12 protein-coding genes are annotated in these 22,432 nt (G+C 75.0%); 4 read left to right on the plus strand and 8 right to left on the minus strand.

Annotated elements, in window-relative coordinates; genetic code table 11:
- Positions 1–215 precede the first annotated feature (215 nt).
- On the plus strand, positions 216–1,202 hold the full coding sequence (locus tag ACFXAE_RS18115) for a DUF2510 domain-containing protein (RefSeq protein WP_384715275.1): 987 nt from the start codon (positions 216–218) through the stop codon (positions 1,200–1,202).
- Between the two features lie 140 nt (positions 1,203–1,342).
- Here the strand turns inward: ACFXAE_RS18115 and ACFXAE_RS18120 are convergent, their stop codons facing one another.
- Positions 1,343–1,957, minus strand: coding sequence for a TetR/AcrR family transcriptional regulator C-terminal ligand-binding domain-containing protein (locus ACFXAE_RS18120; protein ID WP_384715359.1), 615 nt, complete (start codon positions 1,955–1,957; stop codon positions 1,343–1,345).
- 159 nt (positions 1,958–2,116) lie between these two features.
- Between ACFXAE_RS18120 and ACFXAE_RS18125 the strand changes: the two genes are divergently transcribed.
- Both ACFXAE_RS18125 and ACFXAE_RS18130 read left to right on the plus strand, forming a co-directional pair.
- Complete coding sequence (locus ACFXAE_RS18125) at positions 2,117–2,914, plus strand: phosphatase PAP2 family protein (protein WP_384715278.1); 798 nt, start codon at positions 2,117–2,119, stop codon at positions 2,912–2,914.
- On the plus strand, positions 2,911–3,885 hold the full coding sequence (locus tag ACFXAE_RS18130; RefSeq protein ID WP_384715281.1) for a hypothetical protein: 975 nt from the start codon (positions 2,911–2,913) through the stop codon (positions 3,883–3,885). The genes ACFXAE_RS18125 and ACFXAE_RS18130 overlap by 4 nt, the downstream gene beginning before the upstream one ends.
- Positions 3,886–3,919: 34 nt before the next feature.
- On the opposite strand, the gene ACFXAE_RS18135 is transcribed toward ACFXAE_RS18130, so the two are convergent.
- The 5 genes from ACFXAE_RS18135 to ACFXAE_RS18155 all read right to left on the minus strand — a co-directional run bounded on the left by ACFXAE_RS18135 (position 3,920) and on the right by ACFXAE_RS18155 (position 17,445).
- Positions 3,920–5,974, minus strand: a complete 2,055-nt coding sequence (locus ACFXAE_RS18135) for a phosphocholine-specific phospholipase C (RefSeq protein ID WP_384715284.1) — start codon at positions 5,972–5,974, stop codon at positions 3,920–3,922.
- 140 nt (positions 5,975–6,114) lie between these two features.
- Positions 6,115–7,926 (minus strand): hypothetical protein, encoded by a 1,812-nt coding sequence (locus ACFXAE_RS18140; protein WP_384715287.1) that lies wholly within the window; start codon positions 7,924–7,926, stop codon positions 6,115–6,117.
- The gene (locus tag ACFXAE_RS18145) at positions 7,926–11,438 is read right to left on the minus strand and encodes a DUF5682 family protein (RefSeq protein WP_384715290.1); all 3,513 of its coding nucleotides are present in this window, start codon (positions 11,436–11,438) and stop codon (positions 7,926–7,928) included. Before ACFXAE_RS18145 ends, ACFXAE_RS18140 begins: the two co-directional genes overlap by 1 nt.
- Before the next feature lie 66 nt (positions 11,439–11,504).
- Entirely contained in the window at positions 11,505–16,514 is a 5,010-nt protein-coding gene (locus tag ACFXAE_RS18150) for a DNA-binding protein (protein ID WP_384715293.1), read from the minus strand.
- A gap of 40 nt (positions 16,515–16,554) precedes the next feature.
- Positions 16,555–17,445, minus strand: coding sequence for a DUF4132 domain-containing protein (locus tag ACFXAE_RS18155; RefSeq protein ID WP_384715296.1), 891 nt, complete (start codon positions 17,443–17,445; stop codon positions 16,555–16,557).
- A gap of 589 nt (positions 17,446–18,034) precedes the next feature.
- On the opposite strand from ACFXAE_RS18155, the gene ACFXAE_RS18160 reads away from it, so the two are divergent.
- A complete protein-coding gene (locus tag ACFXAE_RS18160) occupies positions 18,035–18,631 on the plus strand; it encodes a LuxR family transcriptional regulator (RefSeq protein WP_384715299.1) in 597 nt (198 codons plus the stop codon).
- A 39-nt stretch (positions 18,632–18,670) separates the two neighbouring features.
- Here the strand turns inward: ACFXAE_RS18160 and ACFXAE_RS18165 are convergent, their stop codons facing one another.
- Together ACFXAE_RS18165 and ACFXAE_RS18170 are read right to left on the minus strand one after the other, a co-directional pair.
- A complete protein-coding gene (locus ACFXAE_RS18165; protein WP_384715301.1) occupies positions 18,671–20,611 on the minus strand; it encodes an ATP-binding cassette domain-containing protein in 1,941 nt (646 codons plus the stop codon).
- Positions 20,608–22,395 carry an ABC transporter ATP-binding protein gene (locus tag ACFXAE_RS18170; protein WP_384715304.1) on the minus strand — a complete coding sequence of 596 codons (1,788 nt, stop codon included), beginning with the start codon at positions 22,393–22,395 and terminating at the stop codon, positions 20,608–20,610. Before ACFXAE_RS18170 ends, ACFXAE_RS18165 begins: the two co-directional genes overlap by 4 nt.
- Between the last annotated feature and the right edge of the window lie 37 nt (positions 22,396–22,432).

Here is a 22,432-nt window from a genome sequence, read left to right on the forward strand (position 1 = left end):
AGTCCTCCTGCCGTCCGAGCGGTGCCCCCTCGCGCCACGTGTTGCCGTGACGGGTGACACGGCCACGGGGAATCGACACGTACCACCCCTCACCAGGGGTCCTGATGGTCAACTGCTGTCAAGGGGCGGGGAGACGGCAATCGCCGGGCGGTCCGTGCGGGGGTGTGACGGGGCTCTCTCATCCGGCTTTCACCGAGGCCTCATACGGTGGGGGCATGACGCAGGTGACTCCTCCCGGGTGGTACCCCGACCCCGGGCAGACGAATGAGGGGCCGGCCACCGAGCGCTGGTGGGACGGCAGGACCTGGACGGAGCAGGTCCGTCCGGTGGGGCCGCCCGGCGCCTGGGGGCCCCCGGCGCCGGGCGGCGCGGCCGGGCCGGGGTATCCGGCCTACCCGGTGCATCCCGCTCCGCCGCCGCCCGGGCGGGGGCACAGGGTGCGGAACGGGATAGCCGTGGCGGCGGCCGTCGCCGTCCTGGCGAGCATCGGTGTGGGTGTGTACGCGCTGACGGACGACGGCGGGGGCGGCGGTACCGCGACCTCGCAGGGGCCGGGCGGACGGGACGGCGGGCAGGACGGGGGCTCCGGCGGGTCGGACGGGGACTCCGGTGGTTCCGGTGGTTCCGGCGGCGAGGAGCCCGCGCCGGACGGGTCCGAGGCGCCGCGGGTGGAGAGCGGGGCGGTGACCGACGGGCTGAGCGGAATCAGTCTGCCCATCCCGGACGGCTGGTACGGCCAGGAGCTGCAGGTGGGTGCCTCGGTGACGTCGAAGGACTCGTACGACTGCCCCGGGGACACCTCCAAGACGTGCACCAAGGGCGGGGCGTACTCGGCGCCGGCCCTGGCGTTCGGCACCCGGGGCTCCACCGCCGAGGAGGTCGCCAAGGCGGACATCTCCGCCAACGCGGAGGAGAGCTACGGCGGTGAGGCGTACGGGAAGATCACCTCGCACGACGTCCTCGCGTCCAAGGCCGTGACGGTGGCCGGGCAGAAGGGCTATCTGGTGCGCTGGAAGGCGGTCACCAGCAAGGGGTCCGACGGATACGTCCAGTCGCTGGCCTTCCCGTCCCCCGCGCGGCCGCAGCAGATCGTCGTGGTCCGCTTCGGGGTGGACACCGATCAGGAGCAGTCCGTCCTCGACGAGATCACCGAGGGCATCGAGGTGTCGTCGGGCGGCGGCGGCAACGGCCAGGACGTCTGACCACCCGTGCCTGACGGCCGGGTGGGGCACTCCTCCGCTCAAGGGGTGTCCCACCCGGCCGGGACGGGCGCCGCCCCCGTCCCCACGGTGCGGCGCGGTCAGGCCGCCGTACGGTCATCCCGTCGACGGCGGCCTGCGTCTCATGCGAGGCCGAGGGCCGGCAGTACGGCGGCCTCGACGAACCGGAGCAGGTAGTCCGCGTCCGCGTTGCGGCCCTCCAGTATGGGCCGGACCCGCAGCACTCCGAACATCTGCGCCGGGATGTACTCCAGCGCCGGGTTCCCGGCCGCGACCTCCCCGCGCTCGACGCCGCGCCGCAGGATCTCCTCCAGCGCGCTGATCTCCGGGTCGACCAGCGCCTCGCGCAGCGCCTGCGCCAGTTCCCGGTCCTGGACGACCGCGTGCCCGAGCGCCTGGAGCAGCGTGGTGTCCTTCGGCGACCACTCCCCCGCGCACCGCGCCGCCTCGCGCAGGTCCCCGGCGAGGGTGCCGGTGTCGATGCGGGCGAACCGCGCCTGCCGGCTGGAGCGCAGGGCGGCGGCGACGAACCGGGGCTTGGTCCGCCACTGCCGGTACAGCGTGGACTTGCTGCACCGTGTGCTGGCGGCGACGCCCTCCATGGTGACGGCGTCGTAGCCGCACTCGCGGATCTGGTCCAGCACGGCGTCGAAGAACTCCCGCTCACGCTCCGGCGTGATCTTGGAGCGGCGCGAGGTTCCGGCCGTCCCGGGTCGGTCCGCGCCCTGCGACGTCATCGGCTCGGCTCCCTGCCCTTCGAGTGAGGCGTACGTCATCGATACGCCAGTGTACCGGTACGCGACCGTATCGGTACACTGGCGTATCGGTACGAACCCGTATCGATGAGAGTCGGTACCCGCGCGCACCGTCTGCACCACGACAGAAAGGGCCGGGGGATGAATGGCCGCAAGGAGCCTGGACCCGCGGGGTCCGACGCGGCGGCGCGCCCGCCGCTCGTCCGTGAACTCCTGCTGGTGGCGGGGCTCTTCCTCGTCTACAAGCTCGGGCGGCTGGCGGCGACCGGCCACACCGGCGAGGCCTACCGCAACGGCCACGGGGTGTGGGACCTGGAGCGCGCGCTCCACCTGCCCGGCGAGGGCGCGGTGCAGTCCCTGCTGCTGCACGGCGACGGGTTCGCGCACCTCGCGAACACCTACTACGCGGTCGTCCACTTCCCGGCCACCGCGGCCTTCCTGGTCTGGCTCTACCTGCGCCGCCCGGCCCACTACGTCTGGGCGCGCCGGATCCTGGCGGCGGTCACCGCCGCCGCGCTGGTGCTGCACCTGGTGTTCCCGCTCGCCCCGCCGCGGATGCTCGCCGCCACGGGCCTGGTGGACACCGCGCGGGTGTACGGGCCGTCGGTGTACGGCCCGCCGGGGACCGACCGGCTGGCGAACCAGTTCGCGGCGATGCCCTCACTGCACTTCGGCTGGGCGCTGATGGTGGCGGTCGGCCTGCTCGTCGCCACGCGCGCGTGGTGGCGGTGGCTGTGGCTGCTGCACCCGCTGGTGACGCTGCTGGTGATCGTGGGGACAGCGAACCACTTCTGGCTGGACGCGCTCGCGGCGGCGGCGCTGCTGGGCCTCGCGCTCGTGGTGCTGCGCCCGCCGCGGCACACGGCGACGGGGGCGGGACGGATCCGGGCCCGGCACGTGCCGGCGCGGGACCGGGCGCTCGCGGGGGCGGGACGGTGAGCGCCGTCGCCGTGGCCGTCCTGCTGTCCCTCGTCTCCGCCGGCGCCTACGCCGCCGCGGCGGTCGCCCAGGAGCGGCTGGCCTCCCGGTCCTCCGGCACCGGCACGCTGCGACTGCTGGCCGACGGCGCCTGGTGGCGGGCGGTCGCGCTGAACGCCTCGGCCGCGCTGCTGCACGTGGTGGCGCTGAGGTACGGGCCGCTCACCGTGGTCCAGCCGCTGGGCGCCCTCACCCTGGTCGCGGCGGTGCCCCTGGGTGCGCGGCTCGCGGGGCGGCCGGTGAGCGCGGTGGAGTGGCGGGGTACGGCGTTCACCCTCGCCGGTCTGGCGGCGGTGCTGGCGACGGCGTCCGGGCCGGCGCCCGACGACGTACTGAGCGTGCCCGAGGCGCTGGCCGTCACGGGCGGCACGGCGTCCCTGATCGGCCTGCTGTCGCGGCCGGGGTCCCGGCCCGGTCTGCGGCACGCGACCGCGTCGGGCATCGCCTCCGGGGTGGCCTCGGCGCTCACCCAGACCGTGACGGTCGCGGTGACGGACCGGTCCGGTCCGCTGCTCAGCGCCCAGGTGGTCGTGGTGGCGCTGCTGGTGGCCGCCTTCGCGGCAGGCGGACTGCTGCTGTCCCAGACCGCCTACCGGGGCGGCCTGGGCGCCCCGCTCGCGGTGGTCACCCTGACGAACCCGCTGGCGGCCGCGGTGATCGGCCTCTCCCTCCTCGGCGAACGCCTCCGCGACGGCCCGGCGGGCATCCTGCTCGCGCTGACCGGCGCGGCGCTCGCCTCCTGGGGCGTGCTCCTGCTCAGCCGGGCGGCACCCCGCCCCGAGGGAGCCCCGGCGGTCCCGGAGCCGCTCGCCCCGTTGGCCGCGGTCCCGGCGGCCCGGCCTCCCTTGGAGGACCGCCGGGCCGTCGGTGTGCCGCTGCCGGAGGCGGGGCCGACGGTGGCGGACCGCCGGCCGCGGGACAGCGCGGCCTGAGACGTCACCCCCGGCCCGTCCGTCCGGCCGGCGGTCAGTCCGTGACGATCGCCGGGTCGCTGACGCCCGGCCGGCCGTTCTCGACGTGCCCCACGAAGCGGCGCAGGTAAGCCGGTTCGGCCGGGGAGGTGACCGTCAGGTCGTACCAGCGGTGGCTCGTGCGCAGGTCGACGGTGCGGTGCACGGTGGCGCCGGGGCGGACGGTGACGGTCGTGGGGCGGCCTCCGTATCCGTTGGCCAGCCGCAGCCGGGCCGTGCCGGATCCCCCGTTGACGAACGTCAGCCGGATGTCGTCGCCGGTGTGGCGGGCGGTGACCTCACAGCTCACGGTCCCGTTCGGTCCCCGGAAGACGCGGAGGAACCCGTTCGGGCCGTGCACGGTCAGGTCGTACGAGCCCTCGGAGTACGCCGAGTTCCAGGTGTCCGACATCTCCTTGCCTGCCTCGGTCGTGTAGGTCCAGGGGCCGTCGGCGCGGTTGCCGGACGTGACCAGGAAGGCGGCGCCGGCGCGGGCACCGGAGGCGAAGGTCAGCGTGAACTTCCCGGTCGCCGGGTCGGCGGAACCGTCCACCGCCGGGGCGTACTTCAGCGGGCGGGCCGGGCGCAGCCCGCGCTCCTGGCGGGGCATGCCGGCCTCGGCCGGGGGCGTGGGCCGGTAGTCGGGGTGGCGTTCGCGGTCCGGCGGCTCGTAGGCGTCGGTGTCCGGCAGCCGGGCCGGCCGGCTGTCCCTGCGGGAGAAGTCGAAGGCGGAGGTCAGGTCGCCGCAGATGGCGCGCCGCCACGGCGAGATGCCCGGCTCGCGGACACCGAAGCGGCGCTCCATGAACCGGATGACCGAGGTGTGGTCGAACGTCTCCGAGCAGACGTACCCGCCCTTGCTCCACGGCGAGACGACCAGCATCGGCACACGCGGGCCGAGCCCGTAGAAGCCCTCGCGGTGGGTCGCGCCGCCCTCGAAGACGTCCAGGGAGACGTCGACGGTGGACCGGCCCTGCGCGGCCGACTTCGGCGGCAGTGGCGGCACCACGTGGTCGAAGAAGCCGTCGTTCTCGTCGTACGTGATGAACAGGGCGGTCTTCGCCCAGACGGCCGGGTTGGAGGTGAGCGCGTCCAGGACCTGGGAGATGTACCAGGCGCCGTAGTTGGAGGGCCAGTTGGAGTGCTCGGAGAAGGCCTCGGGGGCGGCGATCCAGGAGATCTGCGGCAGCCGGCCGGCCTTGACGTCGGCGCGGAGCCGGTCGAAGTAGCCGTCGCCGTTCTTGACGTCGGTGCCGGTGCGGGCCTTGTCGTACCAGGGGTCGCCCGGCTGGGCATTGCGGTACTTGTTGAAGTACAGCAGGGAGTTGTCGCCGTAGTTGCCGCGGTAGGCGTCGGAGATCCAGCCCCAGTGGCCGGCCGCGTCCAGGCCGTCGCCGATGTCCTGGTAGACCTTCCAGGAGATCCCGGCCTCCTCCAGCCGCTCGGGGTACGTCGTCCAGTCGTAGCCGAGTTCGTCGTTGCCGAGGACCGGGCCGCCGCCCTGCCCGTCGTTGCCGGTGTGACCCGACCACATGTAGTAGCGGTTGGGGTCGGTGGAGCCGATGAAGGAGCAGTGGTAGGCGTCGCAGACGGTGAAGGTGTCGGCGAGCGCGTAGTGGAAGGGGATGTCCTCACGGGTCAGGTACGCCATGGTGGTGGTGCCCTTGGCGGGCAGCCAGCGGTCGTACTTGCCGTTGCGGTAGGCCTCCTGGCCGTCGGGCCAGCTGTGCGGCAGCCCTTCCAGGAACTGCATGCCGAGGTCGTCGGCCTCCGGGCGGAAGGGCAGGACCTCCGTACCGTCGCTCTTGGTCTGGTGCCACACCGACTTGCCGCTGTCCAGGGTCACCGGGTGCGGGTCGCCGAAGCCGCGGACGCCGCGCAGCCTGCCGAAGTAGTGGTCGAAGGAGCGGTTCTCCTGCATCAGGACGACGATGTGCTCGACGTCCTCGATCGACCCCGAGCGGTGGTTGGCCGGCAGCGCGGCGGCCCGCTCGATGCTCGCGGACAGCGCGCTGAACGCCGTGGTAGCACCCGCGAGTTGGAGGAATCGGCGCCGGTTGACTTCGGGCATGGGTGAGGGCCTCTCGTGCGGTGCCGGATGCTGAGGGGGTGCGCGTGAAAGGAGTGTTCCAGGAGCAGCGAACCTCGGGGAAGGGCGCGGTGGCGCCGGCGTGAAGGTCGTCGGTACGTGAGGTGTGCCGGGTGAACGCCCTAGCCGCGCCAGAAGTCCCGGCGCAGGGCCGCTTCGGCTCCGGTCAGGTAGACGGCGGTGGCGAGCCACTGGGCCGCGTACCGGTCCGGGCCGCCGTCGTCGAGACGGCCGAAGGCGTCGCGGGTGCGGTGAGCGGCGGCCGCGCCGAACGCGGTGACCAGTTCCGCGCCGCCGGCGAAACCGCTGCGGCGCAGCGCGGCCACATGGTCACGGTGATCGTCGTCACGCGCGTGTTCGGCGGCGGTCCGGCGCCCGCCCGCGACGGCCAGCTCGACCAGCCGGCGCACCCGCCAGAGCGGTGAGTCGCCCACGGCGGCGGCGGGGCGGGAGGGTGCGGCTTCGGACGGGACGGGCGGGTGCGGCGGGAAGTGGTCGTCCCGCAGCTGGTCGTAGCCGAGGTCGGCGCGGCCCTGCCAGTCGTGCGGGAGGCGCAGAGTCGCCTCGGTGCCGGGTACCGGGCCGGCGGCGAGCGGGCGGAGGGTCGAGGGGCGGCCGGGATCGAGGCGGCCGACGACCCGGATCCGCAGTCCGGGGCGGGCGCCGAGCCGCCGGAGGTTGGCGGTGTGGGCGAGGCCGGGATGACGGTGGGCGGGGGCCAGCCGGACGGGCGCGCCGCTGTGCTCCGGCAGCACGCGGGCCAGCACCTCCTCGCCGTCCGCGGCGACGATCTCCACATCGCGGACGGTCAGGGACGCGGTGTACCCGGTCCTGCCGGAGTCTGCCGCGAGGGCCGCCGGGAGACCGCCGTCGGCCACCGTCACCGGTGCGGGCCAGGGCCGTCCGGCGGCGAACGTGGCACGGACCCCGGGTTCCGGCAGCAGGCCGCCGTCCGGGGAGACGACCGCGCCGGCGAGGACCAGGCCACCGCGGGAGAGCCGGAAGTGGTCGCTCAGGAAGGACCGGATGGCGACATGGGCGGTACCGGCCCGGCGGGCCCGGGCGGGGCCCCCGGGCTTGACGTCGGGGAGCGTGTACCAGTGGCCGTCGTCGTCGGTGAGGTGGGTGACCACCCCGCCGAGGCCGTCGGGGCCGATGACCGGTTCTCGGCACACGCCGTAGAGCCGCAGGGGCCCGTCGGGACGACGGTGCCGGCGGACGGCGCCGATCAGTGCCGGGTCGGGATCGGCGTTCTTCAACCGGTGCGTCACGAGGAGGAGTTCACGGAGAGAGGCCGCCAACGCGGTGAGGGCGCGTGGACGGCGCGGGTCGCGCCCGTCGCGCAAGCGGCGTACCACGTCCAGGGCGTCGGCCTCCGCCCGGTGGAGACCCGCGAGGCGGGCCGTGTGGGCGGCGCGGAGCAACTCGGCCTGAACGACCGCGCCCGCGGCGCCGGTTCCGGCGGACAGCACCGTCGCGGCCGCCGTCCAGAGCGCGGAGGCGGCCCGGACCTGCCGGGGGGAAGGGCCGGTGGCCGGGGGGAGGGCGGGCTCCTCGCCGGAGGCGGGGGGACGGTCCCGCCCGGTGGGGCGATCCGGTGCGGTGAGCGGCCGGGGGGCCGGGGCGGCGTGGTCCGGGGCGGCCACCGGGCAGGCCGTCAGGACTGCCGCGCGGTGCAGGCACCGGGGGGCCAGCAGGCAGGTGCAGTGCACCTGTTCGGCCTTCGTGAGCGTGCCGGACGGTGCCGGGGCCAGGGTCACCCAGGTGTCCTCCCCGCAGCGGACGCGGAAGGTTCCGTCCCCGGTGGTGACGGACGCGCCGGCCAGGGCCCCGACGGCCGCGTCCAGCCTGCCCCGCAGGCGCGTGGTCAGGCTCTCCACCGCGGAGGCGACCACCTCCGGCGCGGCCGGTGGGAGGGGGAGGGAAGCGTTCATCAGGCTGCTCCACGGACGCGTTCGCCCACCCAGCGGGCGAGTGACAGGGGGCTGAGGGCGGCCACCGGCATACCGGCGGCGACGAGTTGCCCGGCGATCGGCACCGAGTAGTGGGGGACGCCCTCGTCGCTCAGAGCGGCGCAGCCCAGCAGGTGGACACCGGAGGCGACCAGGGACCCGACCTCGGTCAGCAGGCCTTCGGTCCCGAAGCCTTCCTCGAAGTCGCTGACGACCACCATCAGCGTGCGGTTCGGCACCTTCACCAGCGTGCGGGCGTGCGCCAGACCCGCGGCGATGTGCGTGCCGCCGCCGACCTTCACCTCCAGCAGCAGGGAGAGCGGGTCGTGGACCCGGTCGGTGAGGTCGACGACCCGTGTGCTGAAGGTGAGGAAGTGCGTGGAGAGCATGGGCGTGCCGCCCAGTACGGCAGCGGTCAGCGCCGACCAGATGACCGCGGCCTCCATCGAGCCCGACACATCGACGACCAGAATCAGCCGCCAGTCGTTCTGCCGGGCGGTGCGGGTCTTGAACACCGGCCGTTCGGGCACGACCTCGACCCTGCCGTCCTCCAGCCGGCGGCTGTGGACCAGGTTCTCCCGCAGGGTACGGGCCAGGTCGAGCCGGCCGCCGGGACGCCGGGTGGGACGTGGTGTGCTGAGGCCGGTGAGCGTGGGGCGCAGCCGGGTGGCGAGTTCCCGGCTGAGTTCCTCGACGAGCCGTCCGACGAGCGGCCGCAGGTGCGCGATCCGTTGCTCGGGCATGCCCTTGGCGAGGTTCAGCACGGCGGACAGCAGTTCCACGGACGGACGGACCGAGTCCGGGTCGAGGTGGGCGATCACATCCGTACGGCCGTTCGCGGCGGCGCGGCCCAGGACCTCCTCCCGGATGTCCGCGCCGAAGAGCGCTTCGAGTTCCTCGGCCCAGTGCCGGACGCCGGGGTGACCGGGGTCGTCCTGGCCACCGGTGAGCTCGTCCGTGTCACCGCCGAGGGCCTCGTCCGCGCCGCCGCCCGCGTCCGCGCCCTCGTCCCGCCCGAACAATTCGTCGAGGGCCCGGGCGTAAGGCACCAGGTCCGGGGGGAGTTTCGCCCTCTCGCGGCCGAGCAGCAGCCGCCAGCGGTCGGCGGGGCGGAGCCGTGAAGTCCCGCGCGCCGCGCCGCTGCCGGACGCCGGCCCGCGCGCCGTGCGTACCGGCCCGTGGGGAACGGACGTGTCCGTGAGCGCGGGACTCACCGGCCCCGGGGCCGGTGAACCGGCCGGCTCCGTGACCGCGGAACTCGCCGGCTCCGCCAGTCCCACCTCGCTCAGCAGCGCGAGTCCCGCGTCGTCGGCCTCGGCCCACCGGCCGATCAGTTCGGCGGGCGCGCCGAGCCGGAGGTCGGGACGGTCGCCGAGGCGGCCGGTCACGGCTGTCAGCAACCGTCCCCGTCCTTCCGGAGTGAGCGCCCGGAAGCCGCCGCGCAGGGCGGTGAGCCGGTCGAGGAAGTCCCGGTCGCTCAGCGTCTCGACGCGCTCCAGCAGCGGGTCGAGGGCCGTGGGCACGGACTCGATCAGCGGTCCGGCGGCGATGAGCAGTCCGGTGAGCCGGCGCTCCAGCCGGTGCCGGGTCTCCGGTGTGGTCGCCGAGTCGACCCAGCCGGCCGGCCTGCTGCCCAGCAGGCCGGAACTGTCGAGGTCGAGCAGCACCCGGGCGGCGAGGGCCGCTCCCTGGACGAGCGGTGAACCGGTGCGGGAGAGGTCGTACAACTCGCCGTCCAGGCGCAGGCCGAGCCGGTCCTCACCGCTTCTGACGGCCAGCGTCACGAGGGCGACGGCGTCCTCCTCCTCGTCGCTGCCTGCCAGCCCCGGGAGGGCTCGGACCGCGGCTTCCAGGAGGACGTCGGAGAGGGCTGTCGCCCGGGCGCGTGTCCGCTGTGTGGTGCCGGGCAGGTGAGCGCGGCGTATCGACTCCAGCAGGTCCAGGGTTTCCAGCAGTTCGGGAAGGGTGGCCGCGGCGGGCAGCACCCGTGCGGCCTCCGTGAGGCCCTCGTCGACCAGGTCCGGCAGGGCGCACCGGGCCGCGGCGTCCAGGAGCGCGATCACCCGGGCGGGGGTGGCTCCGCCGGAGTCGCACGCCCTGCGATGGTTCGCCCGGAGGGTGCCGTCGGCCGCCTGGGCGGCGGTGACACCTCTGTCCCCCACCAGGTCGAGCCGGGCGGCGACCGACGGGGTCCAGGCGGCCTGCCAGCGTGTGGTGAGAGCGGCCCCCTCCCTCGCGGCGGACACCGCGGCCGGCTCCGCGTAGCCCACCCCGCACGCCTTGAGCCGCTGGAGCAGGATCTCGCGCCGGGCGTCGAGGGAGGAACGCAGGGGCGAGAGCCGGATCTCCCGGCGGGCGGGGCTGTGCGGCCCGGGCAGTCGCAGTGACGCCAGCTCCGCCTCCACCCGGGGGCCGAGTCCGGAGCGGGGTGTGCCGGGGGCGAGCCGACCGCGTCCGGTGCCGACCATCACCGGTTCCAGGACCTGTTCGAGGGGGTCCCCGTGGCCCAGTACGGACGTCACCGCTTCCCGCAGTTCGTTCCGGCCGGGTGCGGGAAGACCGCGCAGGTTGCCCAGGTCGCAGGCCAGCCGCAGGGTCTCGATCGCCTCACCGGTTCCCGCGGTGTGACCGGACGCGCGGATCTCCCGGCAGATCTCGGTGACGAGACGGGCGGCCGCATCGCGTATCCGGCCGGGGTCGCCGCCGGCGTCCAGCACGGTCTGCTGCCAGCGGGGGTCCCGGATGCCGGCCGGGTAGCCGGAGCGTGAGTCCAGCAGGGCGAAGGCGTACGGCACGAGCGAGGTGACGACCGACGGGCCCGGCCCGGCAGCGGCGTCGGCGTCGGCGTCGAAGGTCCCCTTGTCCGCGTCGGTCAGGGCGGGTGTGTGGAAGGCGCCGGTCACCACTGCCACCCGGCGCTCCCCGACGGCGGCGACGACCCGGCGCATGTGCGCCTCGCGGGCCAGGTCGACGTCCGTGATCCCGCCCCGGTCCCGCCGGTCCCGGCGCAGCGCCCGGCCGAAGCCGAGGGCGGCCCGGCGCACGGCCTCCGGGGCGCTGCCGGGTGCCAGCGCCTCCACGGTGCGGTCCCACAGGTCGTCCGCGCCGGGGCCGGGCCCTTCCGCACCGGTCGCCGGGCCGGCCGACCACCCCGGGTCCGCGAGGGGCAGATCGCAGCAGATCACCTCCGCCCCTCGTGCCCGTGCCCAGCGGATCGCCGCGAGTTCCGGGGAGAAGTCGGCGAGGGGGTAGAAGTGCAGCCGTCCGTCCTCGTACGCGCCGGTCAGTGCCACCGGCGCGGCGGTGCGCGGGTCGGAGAGATACGGCAGCCAGGGCTGGAAGTCGGCCGGCAGCTCGACGCAGACGACCTCGGCGTCCGCGGCGTCCAGCAGCCGGGGCACGGCGACGGCCAGTGCGGGACTGTGGTGCCGTACGCCGATCAGGTACGGCCGCGTACGGGCCGCCGGCGCGGCCACCTCTGCTCTTGCGGTCATGGGTCCAGGGGGAACGGTCCGGCGGGGACGGCCGTACGGGACGGCCGTCCCCCTTCGTGGTGGAACTCAGCGACGGCTCTTCCGCGGTCGCGGCACCTCCAGTTCCTCCAGCTGGGGCGCGTCCCCGTCCTGGACCCGCCGCCAGGCCTCGCGGTAGAGCGCGGCGACGGGCAGGACGGGCACGACGACGCCCAGGACGGGCCTCTCACCGTCGGCCAGGCCGTACATCGGCAGCTTCCACCGCTCCAGCGGCAGGTGCGGGGTCTCCAGGCGGGTCCAGCCGCCGGGCAGGAACAGCGAGCGTCCGGCCTTGGAACGGCTGCCCTCGACCACGAGGCCGGTGGCGGCGAGTTCGGCGCGGGCGGCACGCAGCCTGGCCGTTCCGCCGCGCTGCCCGGCCCAGCCGGTCCAGCGGGCGGTGTTGCGGTCGGTGGGGTCCGGCAGGGCGAGCAGCATCAGGTAGAGGACGGCGGCGTCCTCGCCGATGCCGTACCGCTTGGCGGCCTCCGTGACGAGGTCGGGCACGGACCGGGCGGGGTCCTGCGGCCACCACCGGCCGTCCGCGTCGCGCTCGCCGCCCACCGGGTTCCCGGGGTCGGCGAGCAGCTCGGCGAAGAGCCGGTCGTGGACCAGGCGCAGCGCGGTCTCCTGGGCGTTGGGCCGTTCACCGGTGAACAGTGCCGTCAGATGCGGGTCGTTGCCGGCCGCGTCCAGCAGCGCGGGACGGATGACGGGGACGGGTTCGGACCCCCCGGTGCCCAGCACGACCGCGCCGTGGCGCACGAAGCCGTCGCCGGTCTCCGTGGGTTCTCCGGCGGCCCGCCGGAACGCCTCCAGGTCGATCCGCCGGTCGACCCCGATCAGCAGGCCCGGGTGGGCCAGCCGTTCGCGCAGCGCGGTGAGCACGCCGGGCAGGGTGGCGCGGATCGGGTCGCCGGCCGGGAGACGGTGGGCGAGCCACGCGGCCAGGGCCACCGAACTCTTCAGGACGGAGCCGTCGAAGCCGGGCGTGTTCTCGGTCCGCTCCGGGCGGTGGGAGCCGATCCTCCAGGTGCGGTCCCGGGACAGCCGGGGCTCGGCGGACACGTCGAGGAAGCCGCGCAGTGCCTCGGCCGGTGCCCAGCCCGTGGAGACCACGCCGCGGACCGCGTCGTGGAGCAGTTCCTCGGGGAGGGGCGTGCGCCGGCCGAGCCGCTCGTTCCACACCTCGGCCGCGCGGGCGGCGTCGGGGCCGTCCGTCCACAGCCGGGACGGATCGGCGGGCAGCAGCGCCGCGACCACGGCCTGCCGGGCGTCCGCGTCGAGGGAGCTCAGCTCGTCCTTGGCCACGCGCGCGTCGGCCGACTTCACGCCGATCGTCCTCAGCGTCGCCGAGGGCACCGCCTGGCGCTCGTCGTCGATCATGGGCAGGCCGGCGACCACCAGCCGGGCCATGGTCGGGGTGACACCGGTGAGCCGCGCGAACTCCTCGGCGGCCGCCGGGAACCAGGGCGCCGGTCCGCGCTCGGCGAGTTCGGCGCGGAACGCCGCGGCCCAGCCCGGCGACCGCGTCGGCTCCGGCACGAGCGGTCCCGCGGCGACCAGGGTGTACGGCGCGGGTGTCTCGAACCGGCCGGACGGGTCGTGGAAGAGCGCCCCGTAGTGCCGGCCGGTGGTCTCGCCGCCGGGGTCCCGGTCCTGGAGGAAGCGGAACGCGTGCTCGGGGAAGACCAGGAACGCGCCGTCGCCGAGGTCGAGCACGGTCGCGTCCCGGTACCCCTGAATGGCGTCGGGCCCTTCGAACAGGCTCTGGTCCAGCCGCAGCCGGACCCCCCGCCAGTGCCCGGGGTCCAGGTCCGTGAGCCCTTGCGCGTCGAACTCCTCGAGGTAGGCGTCCAGCGCCTTCCGGTGCTCCTCCACGACGGCCTCCGAGCCGGCCCGTAGCGCCAGGATCGCGGGCAGCACGGGCAGCGCCGGGATGTGCAGGCACTCCAGGGATTCCTGCCTGGCCGTGTCGAGGTGGGTCCGGCCCGTGGGAGCCGGTTCGGCCAGGCCCCGCAGGGAGCGGCCCAGCAGGTCCGGCAGATCGTAGAGGTGGTGGTAGAAGTCGTAGAACCGGCGGTGCCAGCCGATGGTGAGTCCGACGCCGTTCAGCGCCGCCCCGAGTACTTCGTCGCCCACCTTGGGCCGTGGCTCCCGCAGCACCTCTCCCGCGATCGCGGAGTCGAGCCGGGCCAGCGCCGCGTCCAGGACGCGCTGCTGTTCGGCGGCGTACCGCACGATGCCGGTGATGCCCGCCCGCAGCGCCTCGTGGCCGACCTCCGGCAGCAGGGTCCGGACCAGTCCGGGTACCAGGTCCTGGTCGTCGTCGACCGGCCCGTCCTGGTCCCCGGCGTCGCGCGGCCGCTCCGTCACGGCCCCGGTCAGCAGTGCCTGCGCGGTGTCCTCGTCGAGCCGGCGGAGCGCCGCGGAGCCCTGCGGGTCGCGGGGCTGGAGCAGGTGCCAGTGGGTCAGGGGCGGCAGGAGCGCGGTGCCCGCGCTGAAGCGTCCGTGGGTCCGGTCCTCCGGGACCTCGGCGAGCACCGTGCCGTCCGGGTCGAGGAGCCGGACGGCGTTCCAGTACCGGATCACGGCCAACGGCCGCTCGGCACCGGGGAACCGCAGCGCGTGCCGGGGGAACGCGTCCTTGTCGTCCGGTACGACGACCGAGCGTCCGGCGAGGTCCTCGCCCCGCAGCCGGCCGCCCGGCAGCCTCGTCAGTCGCCAGCCGAGGAGCCCGTCCACGGGGGCGCACACCGGACCGGGTACGGCGGTGGGGGCCGGCCGCAGCCAGGAGTTCTGCAGAACGTGGTCCTCGGAGCCGGTGCCCGATTCCCCGCCGAACCACTCCGGCGCCCCGGGATCACCCACGGTGTCGCCGGCCGGGTCGTACGCGCGCCAGGTGTGCCGCCCGTCCTCGGCCCCCTCGGCGGTCCACACCCAGTACGACGTCCCGTCGCCGATCATCCGCCGCCCCGCCTGGACGAGCGTGTCCCCGCGGCGCAGTACGCCGTGGCCGGTGGTCCGTCCGCCCCCGGGCAGCGGGAGGGAGACGAGGAGCCGGTCCGCGTCACGTCCGCCCGCCTCACTGGCGTTTGGGAAGCAGCCCGCGACGGGCATCGGTGACGGGTCCGGGATGTGGCTCCAGTAGCCCTCGGTGCCGGTGGAGTGCGAACTCCACCAGACGAGCAGTTCGCCGTCCACGTACTGGCAGCTGACGCGCCACAGCTGGTCCGTCATGTCCGGCGGGAGCCGCAGCTCATGGGTGAGCACGGTGCCTTCCGCGCCGATCACCCGGGCCTGTGTGCCGGTCAGGACGACGAGATACGGCCAGGCGTCGACGACCCGGACCTTCGGGGCGCGTTGCTCCGGTTCACAGGGCGGGAGTGCCTCTTCCCAGGCGGGCCAGCCCAGTTCGTCGAGGACGCCGGTGCGCAGCGTGCGGGCGAGCGCGGGGGCGATCCCGGTGCTCAGCGCGTCCCGTACCGCCTCCTCGGCGACCGCCAGCACCTCTCCCGGCAGCCAGCCCAGGGTGCGCAGAGGGCCGGAGTAGCCGGAGAACGCGGGCAGTTCCGCGGTGAGGTACCTCCGGCTGACCTCGCCCACCCATTCGGCGAGCATGGGCCGCCCGCCGGGGGACTCGGCCAGGGCGAGGACGGTCTCCTTGTCGTTCCCCCTGCCGTCCTCGGGGCAGCCGTGCCGGAACGCGCGGCGGAAGCGGGCGTCGGCCTCCAGCGCGACGAGGTCGCGCCGGGTGTCGCAGGCGGCCCAGTCGTTCAGGCCGAGCTGCTGGCCGTCCTGCGGTTCCGCCACCGGTATGCGCAGCGTCAGCAGCCGGTCGAGGAGGTTCACATCACTGACCGGGGGCGGCAACGTGCCGCCGGTGGCGTCCAGTTCGGCACGCAGCGCGTCGGCCATGCGGTCGACGAGCGGATGGAGTTCCGGTGGGGCGAGCCGCCGGTGCGCGACCCGGCACAGGTCGAAGAACCTGCGCGTCCACCCGGCCGTACCGTCGAAGGGCCGTACGTCGGCGGGCAGTGTGGGGTCGCACAGCCCGGCGATGGCGCCGGACTTCTCCAGCAGGTCCAGCCACTGGGACAGTTCCTCGCCCTCCCACTCCGCGGGCATGAGGCCCAGCAGGGTGCCGCGGACGGCGGGTTCCTGCCGGGCCAGCTGGAGCACGGCCTGCCGGTGCGCCTTCCACCAGGCGGGCGGTGCCTTGAGGGTGCCGGGCAGCGTCAGCATCTCGCGCAGGTAGGCGATCTCCTCCGCCTGCGCGTTCTTGCCCGCGACCGCCTTCGCCAGTTTGCGCAGTTCGGCCGCGCCCGGGCTCGACGGAGCCAGTCCGTGCGCCGCGAGCCGGACGAACAGTCCGCGCAGGTGCCGGAACGCCGTCGCGGCCGGGACCCGGGAGATCAGGCCCTTGGCGTAGCTGCTGAGAACCTTCGTCGGCATGGCGTCGGCGAGGGCGAACTCCAGGAACACGGCGTCCATGCGCGCCTCGTCGAACGGCAGCGCGTGGGCCGTCTCGGCCTTGCGCGCGTTGACGAACATCTGGGACGCGTACGCCTGCTCGTCGGCGGCCAGGAACACCCGGCCGGCCTGCTCGTAGAAGGTCGGCAGGAAGTGCGGTACGGACCCGGCGAGCCGTTCGCCGATCGACTCGTAGGCGGCACGGGCCCGCTTCGGGCTCGATCTGGCCCTGCGCGCCACCTTGTTCACCTCCTCGACCAGGGACATGGCGAGGTGACCGTCCGAGGGGTGGTGGACCAGCACCCAGTCGGGGAAGCCCAGCGCCCGGGGCCGGCCGAGGCCGACCTCCACCGGCTCGCCCTCGGGTTCGAGGCCGAGGAACCCGGTGCTCGGGCCCTGCGTCTGCTCCTCGGTGGTGAGGCGTACGACGATCCGGCCGTCCAGGCCCGGATGGCGGTAGGCCTGGGTGTACATGGGCACGGCCCGGTCGCCCGCCCCGCTGGTGCCCGGCGGCAGTACCGCGCCGGCACGCAGCAGTTCCTCCGGATCCGCCGGCGCGCCGTTCCGTGTCGTCGGGTCGTTCATACGTGTGTGCCTTTCCCGGGTGTGCGTTCCCTCGTGTCGTTCACGCGGCGCCGTCCTCGGTCACGGTGCGGCCCGCGTGCAGGGCCGCGGCCATGCGCATGCCCTCGGACCAGGCCACGGGGCCGACCTCGGCCAGTGGAAGGTTCCGGTGGCTTTCCTCGTCGCTCCAGCTGAGGTCACCGGTCCAGGCCTTCTCCTCGGTGTAGGGGTCGCTCATGCCGACCGAGGCGGTGACGACGCGCCCGCCGTCCAGGATCCGGTCGACGGCGCTGCTGCCGGAGACCTTGTAGCCGAGGGACGTGATGCGGGAGGAGAGGTGGAACCACGAGCGGTACTCGGCACCCGCGAACTCGCCGACCGAGCAGGCGGACCCGTCGATGTCGGCGGGCTTGTGCCAGGTGGCGCGGTGGATCTGCTCGACGCCCTGCGTCACGCCCAGCTCGGCGGCGAACGTCCGTAGTTCCTCCAGGTCAGGGAGGAGGACGGGATGGGGCATGGTCACCGTGCGGGGGGCCAGGCGGACGGTCTCGCCGTCCAGGTCGACCACCCGCAGTTCACCCGAGACGTCCGCGTCGCGCAGGAAGCCGGTCTCGTCGGGGCCGTCACCGACGACGACGATGTCGCGCAGCGCGGACTGCCATGCCTCGTCGGGCCAGAGCCGGGCCAGCAGACCGGTCGGCACCGGCAGCGAGGACACCATCCAGGTGTCGACCTGTGCCGCGCACTCGGCCGCGTGCCGCTCCAGCCATTCGGCGAACCGCTGGAGTTCCTGTACTTCGGGCCGGTCCCGTATCTCCTCCGGCACGGCCCTCGCCCGCCCGGCCGGGGAGTCCCCGGCCGGGGAGTCCGCCGTGGCGGACCGGGGCCGGGCCACCACCCCGCCCTCCATCAGGGCGACTTCGTACGTATCGCCCGCTGCCAGCCAACCCATGGGTTACTCGCCTCTCCCAGCACTCGGATTCCGGCACAGCGCGTCCGGCAACGGCCCGATCGGCGTGCCTCGCTGTGACGACGGTCGAAAGACTAGAGGCACCCACCGACAGTCCACCGACGCCCGGTCCGGGCCGAGTTGGCGGGGAGGCGGTGGGCAGCGCGGTCCGTCCGGACGGACGGTGGGATTCGCGCCAGATTGGGTGACGACGTTTTCCAGCCGCGTCCCGGACGGGAACGGACCCGCCGTCCGGCGCCTCCCGTCCGGCGCGGCACGGCCGCTCCGGCCGGCCATGTGCCGCCGTAACCAGGGCACCGGGACCGCCGGCGTGGGCGCGACGGCCGGTTGCCGCATGCCGCAGCGGCGGGTGCCGCCCGCCGGAGGGCTTGTGGCTCCGCCGTTTTCGGCCGGACGGGCACCACCGTCCCGCTCCCCGAGGGGCGTCGGGGACGGCGGATTGCGTCCGGTGCGGTTCGCACGTGCGTACGCGTCGTGTTCTTGCGGGACGGATCAGGGCACACGCCCCCGTGGCTTGGGGGAAGTATGTGGCCGGTCGCTCCGGCGCGGCCACTGACATGAGGTGGGGGAGATGGTCCGTACTGTCGTGGTGCACGACGAGGAACTGCTGCGATCGGCTTTGGCGCAACTGCTCAGATCCGATGTCGCGCTGGAGGTCTCGTCCATGTCACCCGGCGCCGACCCGCCGGATCACGAGGTGTTGCCGACGGACGTGTGGGTCGTGGACGGTGACTGCCTGCGAGGACCGGGGCAGACGCACGGCGCGTCCTTCCGGGCGCGGTGCGGAGACCGGCTCGTCGTCCTGACGACCGCCAAGCGGCCGGGGGTCCTCCGCCGGGCGTTCGACGGCGGTGCTCTCGGACTGGTCGACAAGAACGCTCCGGCGCACCGGCTGATCACGGCGGTGCACACGGTCGCCAAGGGGGAACGTTTCCTCGACGAGACGCTCACGGTCGCCCTGCTGGAAGGCGCGGAAATGCCGCTGACCACCCGCGAGCTGAACGTGCTGTCCCTCGCCTCCCAGGGGGCGCCGATGGCCGAGATCGCGGCCCGTCTGCACCTGTCCCGGGGGACCGTCCGCAACTACATGGCCACGGCGATCCGGAAGGTGGGCGCCCGCAACCGGGTCGACGCGATACGCATCGTCCAGAGTGCCGGATGGACGTGACGGGCGTGCGGTGACCCCGCTCGGGACGGTCGGCCCCGGTCAGGGCTCCCGGGCCGGGCCGGCGTTCCAGTGGCCCGTCAGGTCACGGTAGAGCGGCGAGCGCTCCAGCGCCTCCTCGTGCGTGCCGCACACCGCCCTCGTCCCGTCCAGCACCAGCACCCGGTCGGCGCGGACGGCCGACGACAGGCGGTGCGCCACCACCAGCAGTGTTCCCCGGCGCCGCGCGAGGGCCTCCTCCGCGCGTGCCTCGGACGCCGGGTCGAGATGGCAGGTGGCCTCGTCGAGCAGCAGCAGGGACGCGGGGGACAGGTAGGCGCGGGCGAGCGCGACGAGCTGCCGTTCGCCCGGGGACAGTCCGGCGGGCCGCACCGGTGCGTCAAGCCCGCCCAGGCGCTCGACCAGCGGCCGCAGACCGAGGGCTCCGACGGCGGCGTCGAGGTCCGCGCGGTCCGCGTCCGGACGCAGATACGCGAGGTTGTCTCCCACGGTCCCGGAGAAGACGTACGCCTCCTGGGGCACCAGCACACGCAGCGCGGCGAGTTCGGCGGGTGCGCGCCCGGTCACCTTCCGGCCGGCCACCCGTACCTCGCCGCCGCTCGGCGCGAGCGTCCCCGCGACCAGGCGGGTGAGCGTCGACTTGCCGATGCCGCTCGGTCCGACGACCGCGAGGCGCTCGCCCGGGGCGACGCACAGGTCGAGCGAGTCGAGGACCGGCTGCGCGCGGGCGCCGTAGGACAAGGTCACGGACCGCAGCTCCACCGCCGCGGCCGGTCCGCCGTACGCCGGACGTCCCCTGTGGGCCGGTGACCGGGCGCCGACGCCAGTGGCGTCGGCGGTCAAAGGGCGCGCAGCCGGGTACGCGGGCTTCGGCCGCGCGTGGTGCCTGACCGTCGGCGCCGACTCCCCCGCCACCCCCTCCGGCTCCCCCTCCCCCTCCCCCTCCGGCTCCGGCTCCGGCTCCGGCTCCGGCTCCGGCTCCGGCTCCGGAACGATGATCCGGTCGAGGACGACCAACAGCCGGGCCCCTGCCGCACCGAGCGCGGTCATCAGCGTGTGCAGGGCGGGCAGCAGCGACTGGACGAGATAGGTGAAAGCACCCAGCAGCGCGCCCGCCGTCACTCCTCGCCCGCGCAGCCACGGCACCGCCAGCAGCAGCGCGAGGACGGGCAGATGACCCGCGACGCCGAGCGCCGCCGTGCGCACCGCCGCCCAGCCGGCCAGGACACGGGCCGCCGCGGCGGCCTCGTCGACCAGCTCCGCACCGCGCCGTGCCGCCCCGGGCCCGGTTCCGCAGGCCGTCAGGTCCCGCAGCGCCGCCCGCGACCGGGCCGCGTGGTCGCCCAGCGCCTCGTCGGCCGCCAGGGCACGCCGCTGGGCCGCCGCCATGGGCCGCAGCGTCGCCAGGAACAGCACCAGGCCGCCCGTCAGCGGTGGCAGCACCACGGTGAGGAGGGCGGGGTGCAGCGACAGCAGCCCCAGCAGCGCTCCGGCGGCGGTGAAGACGAAGGACCGCAGGGTCAGGACGAGACCGGCGAAGCTGTCCCGGGCGATCTCGACCTGGTTCGTCAGCCGGGAGACGGCCGCCCGGTCCGTCCCGCCGGCCCCGCCCGGGGCGGCCAGGGCGAGGGACCGGTCGACCGCACGCCGCACCAGGCCGTCGCGCAGCGGCTCCGTCAGCCCGGCCAGCTGGGTGAACACGCCCCGGATCACCGGAGCGCCGAACAGGACGGCGACCAGCGCGACCGCGAGCCACAGCAGCCCCCGGCGCGCGTCACCGGCGAGGAACCCCTGGTCGACGGCCCGGGCGACGCCGTAGCCCACGAGGAACGCCTGTCCGGTCTCGGCCAGCGACCAGAGCGCGAGCCGCGCCAGCACTCCCGTGCGGCGGGCGAGGAAACGACGGGCGGGCGGCGCGACGCGGCGCAGCGCCCCGGACCCGTCGCCCGTGCCCCGCGTGCCCCCGTCCGCGACGCGCGTCACGGCCGCGCCTCCTCGGGCCGGGGCCGGCGCGTGGTGCTCGCACACGGTGCCGCCGTATCGGCGGCACCGGCGCCGAAGACCGCCCGGTAGCCGGCCACGTCCCACAGTTCGCGATGGGGCGCGACGGCCCGCACTCCCCCGCCCTCCAGCCAGATCACCAGATCCGCCCGGGCCGCCACCGACGGGCGGTGCGCGACGACCAGCCTGGTTCCGGGCCGCACCGAGTGGCGCAGCGCCCGGTCCACCTCGTGCTCCGTGGCGGTGTCCAGGCTGGACGTCGCGTCGTCCATGATCAGCAGCCGTCCGGCGTGCGCGAACGCCCGGGCGAGCCCGAGGCGCTGGTACTCACCGCCCGAGAGCGGCGCCGCGGACAGCGGGGTGTCGTAACCGCTCGGCAGCCGGCGGACGAAGCCGTCGGCGCCCGCGGCACGGCAGGCCTCCCGGACCTGCTCGGGCGACACCTGCCGGGGGCCGGCGGCGACCGCTTCGGCGACCGTTCCCTCGGCCGGCGCCGGGCGCTCGAAGGCGTAGGCGACCTCGGTGCGCAACGCCTCCCGGGTCAGCCGGTCGAGGGGGACGCCGTCCAGCAGCACCTGTCCCTCGTCGGGGTCGATCAGCCGCCCCGCCACGGCGGCCAGGACGGACTTCCCCGCTCCGCTGCGGCCGACCACCGCGGCGGTGGCGCCGCCCGGCACCCGCACCCCGTCAACGCGCAGGACCTGCCTGTCGTCGCGCACCACCCGCACGCCGCGCAGTTCGAGATCACCCGGTCCGGCCGCAGGAAGACCTCGCGTCCCGTGGACCAGGACGGGCATGCGCGCCAGAGCCAGGACCCGATTCCGTGCCTCGCGACCCCGTACCACCGCGCCCAGCAGGGACGCGGCGCCACCGACGCCGGCCGTCAGCTGCGCGTACCGGCAGACGGCGAGCAGCTCGCCCACGCTCAGGGCGCCCGACGCGAGACGCAGGCCGCCGACGGCCGTGGCGGCCAGGGTGAGCAGGGGGACCAGGACACCGCTTCGGCCCAGGGCCCGTCCGTGCAGCGCCCACATGCGCCGGCCCAGGGCGGCGAGTTGTGTCAACGGCTCGAGGACACGCGCTCGTTCACGGGCGCCGGTCCCCGCGGCGGCGATCGTCGCCGCGCCCTCCAGGGCCTCCAGCAGCCGGGACGCGATCTGTGACTGCGCGTTCTGGTAGGCGGCCACCGAGGCACCGGTGTCGCGGGCGAAGGTCCGCAGTACCAGCGCCAGGGCGGGCAGCCCGGCCAGCACGCAGGCCGCCACCCACACGTCGACGACGGCCAGCGCCGCGAGCGCGCCCGCCGGCGTGACCACCGACGCCGCCAGCGCCGCCCGGGCCGCCGGGGCGCCGCCCGCGTCGGCGGCGTTGAGGGTCAGACGGGTCCCGACGTCCCCCGGCGTGAAGGGCCGCGCGCGCTCCGGTACGGCGCGCAGCAGACCGTCGAAGGCGCGGGAGCGGAGGGACGCCGTCCACACGGCGTTGCAGCGGCCGGTGAACAGGGAGGTGAGGCTGTCGAGCAACAGTTCACCGACGAGCAGCGCGGCACTCAGCACCAGCCAGCGTCCCGCGGCGCCGTCGGACCCGCCGTCGCGCAGGAGCAGATCCAGGGTGCGGCCGAGGGCGAAGGGCTGGGCCACCGTCGCCGCGGCCGCTCCGACCGAGCACAGCAGCACCAGCACTTCGGACGTACGCCCCGGCGTCGCGCCGTCGGCTCCGTCCCGCGCCCTGCCCGCCCGCCGCGCCCGGAACCCGGTCGTCGGCACCGGCCGACCCCCTTCCGTCCGTCCACCGAAACAGGCG

This window comes from Streptomyces sp. NPDC059454 (assembly GCF_042749965.1).
GTDB lineage: Bacteria > Actinomycetota > Actinomycetes > Streptomycetales > Streptomycetaceae > Streptomyces.

Excerpts from the sequence above, each read along its gene's own strand:
- ACFXAE_RS18145 (WP_384715290.1), bottom strand. The coding sequence starts at position 11,438 with ATGACCGCAAGAGCAGAGGTGGCCGCGCCGGCGGCCCGTACGCGGCCG.
- ACFXAE_RS18140 (WP_384715287.1), bottom strand. The coding sequence starts at position 7,926 with ATGAACGCTTCCCTCCCCCTCCCACCGGCCGCGCCGGAGGTGGTCGCC.
- ACFXAE_RS18150 (WP_384715293.1), bottom strand. The coding sequence starts at position 16,514 with ATGAACGACCCGACGACACGGAACGGCGCGCCGGCGGATCCGGAGGAA.
- ACFXAE_RS18125 (WP_384715278.1), top strand. The coding sequence starts at position 2,117 with ATGAATGGCCGCAAGGAGCCTGGACCCGCGGGGTCCGACGCGGCGGCG.
- ACFXAE_RS18135 (WP_384715284.1), bottom strand. The coding sequence starts at position 5,974 with ATGCCCGAAGTCAACCGGCGCCGATTCCTCCAACTCGCGGGTGCTACC.
- ACFXAE_RS18160 (WP_384715299.1), top strand. The coding sequence starts at position 18,035 with ATGGTCCGTACTGTCGTGGTGCACGACGAGGAACTGCTGCGATCGGCT.
- ACFXAE_RS18155 (WP_384715296.1), bottom strand. The coding sequence starts at position 17,445 with ATGGGTTGGCTGGCAGCGGGCGATACGTACGAAGTCGCCCTGATGGAG.
- ACFXAE_RS18115 (WP_384715275.1), top strand. The coding sequence starts at position 216 with ATGACGCAGGTGACTCCTCCCGGGTGGTACCCCGACCCCGGGCAGACG.
- ACFXAE_RS18120 (WP_384715359.1), bottom strand. The coding sequence starts at position 1,957 with ATGACGTCGCAGGGCGCGGACCGACCCGGGACGGCCGGAACCTCGCGC.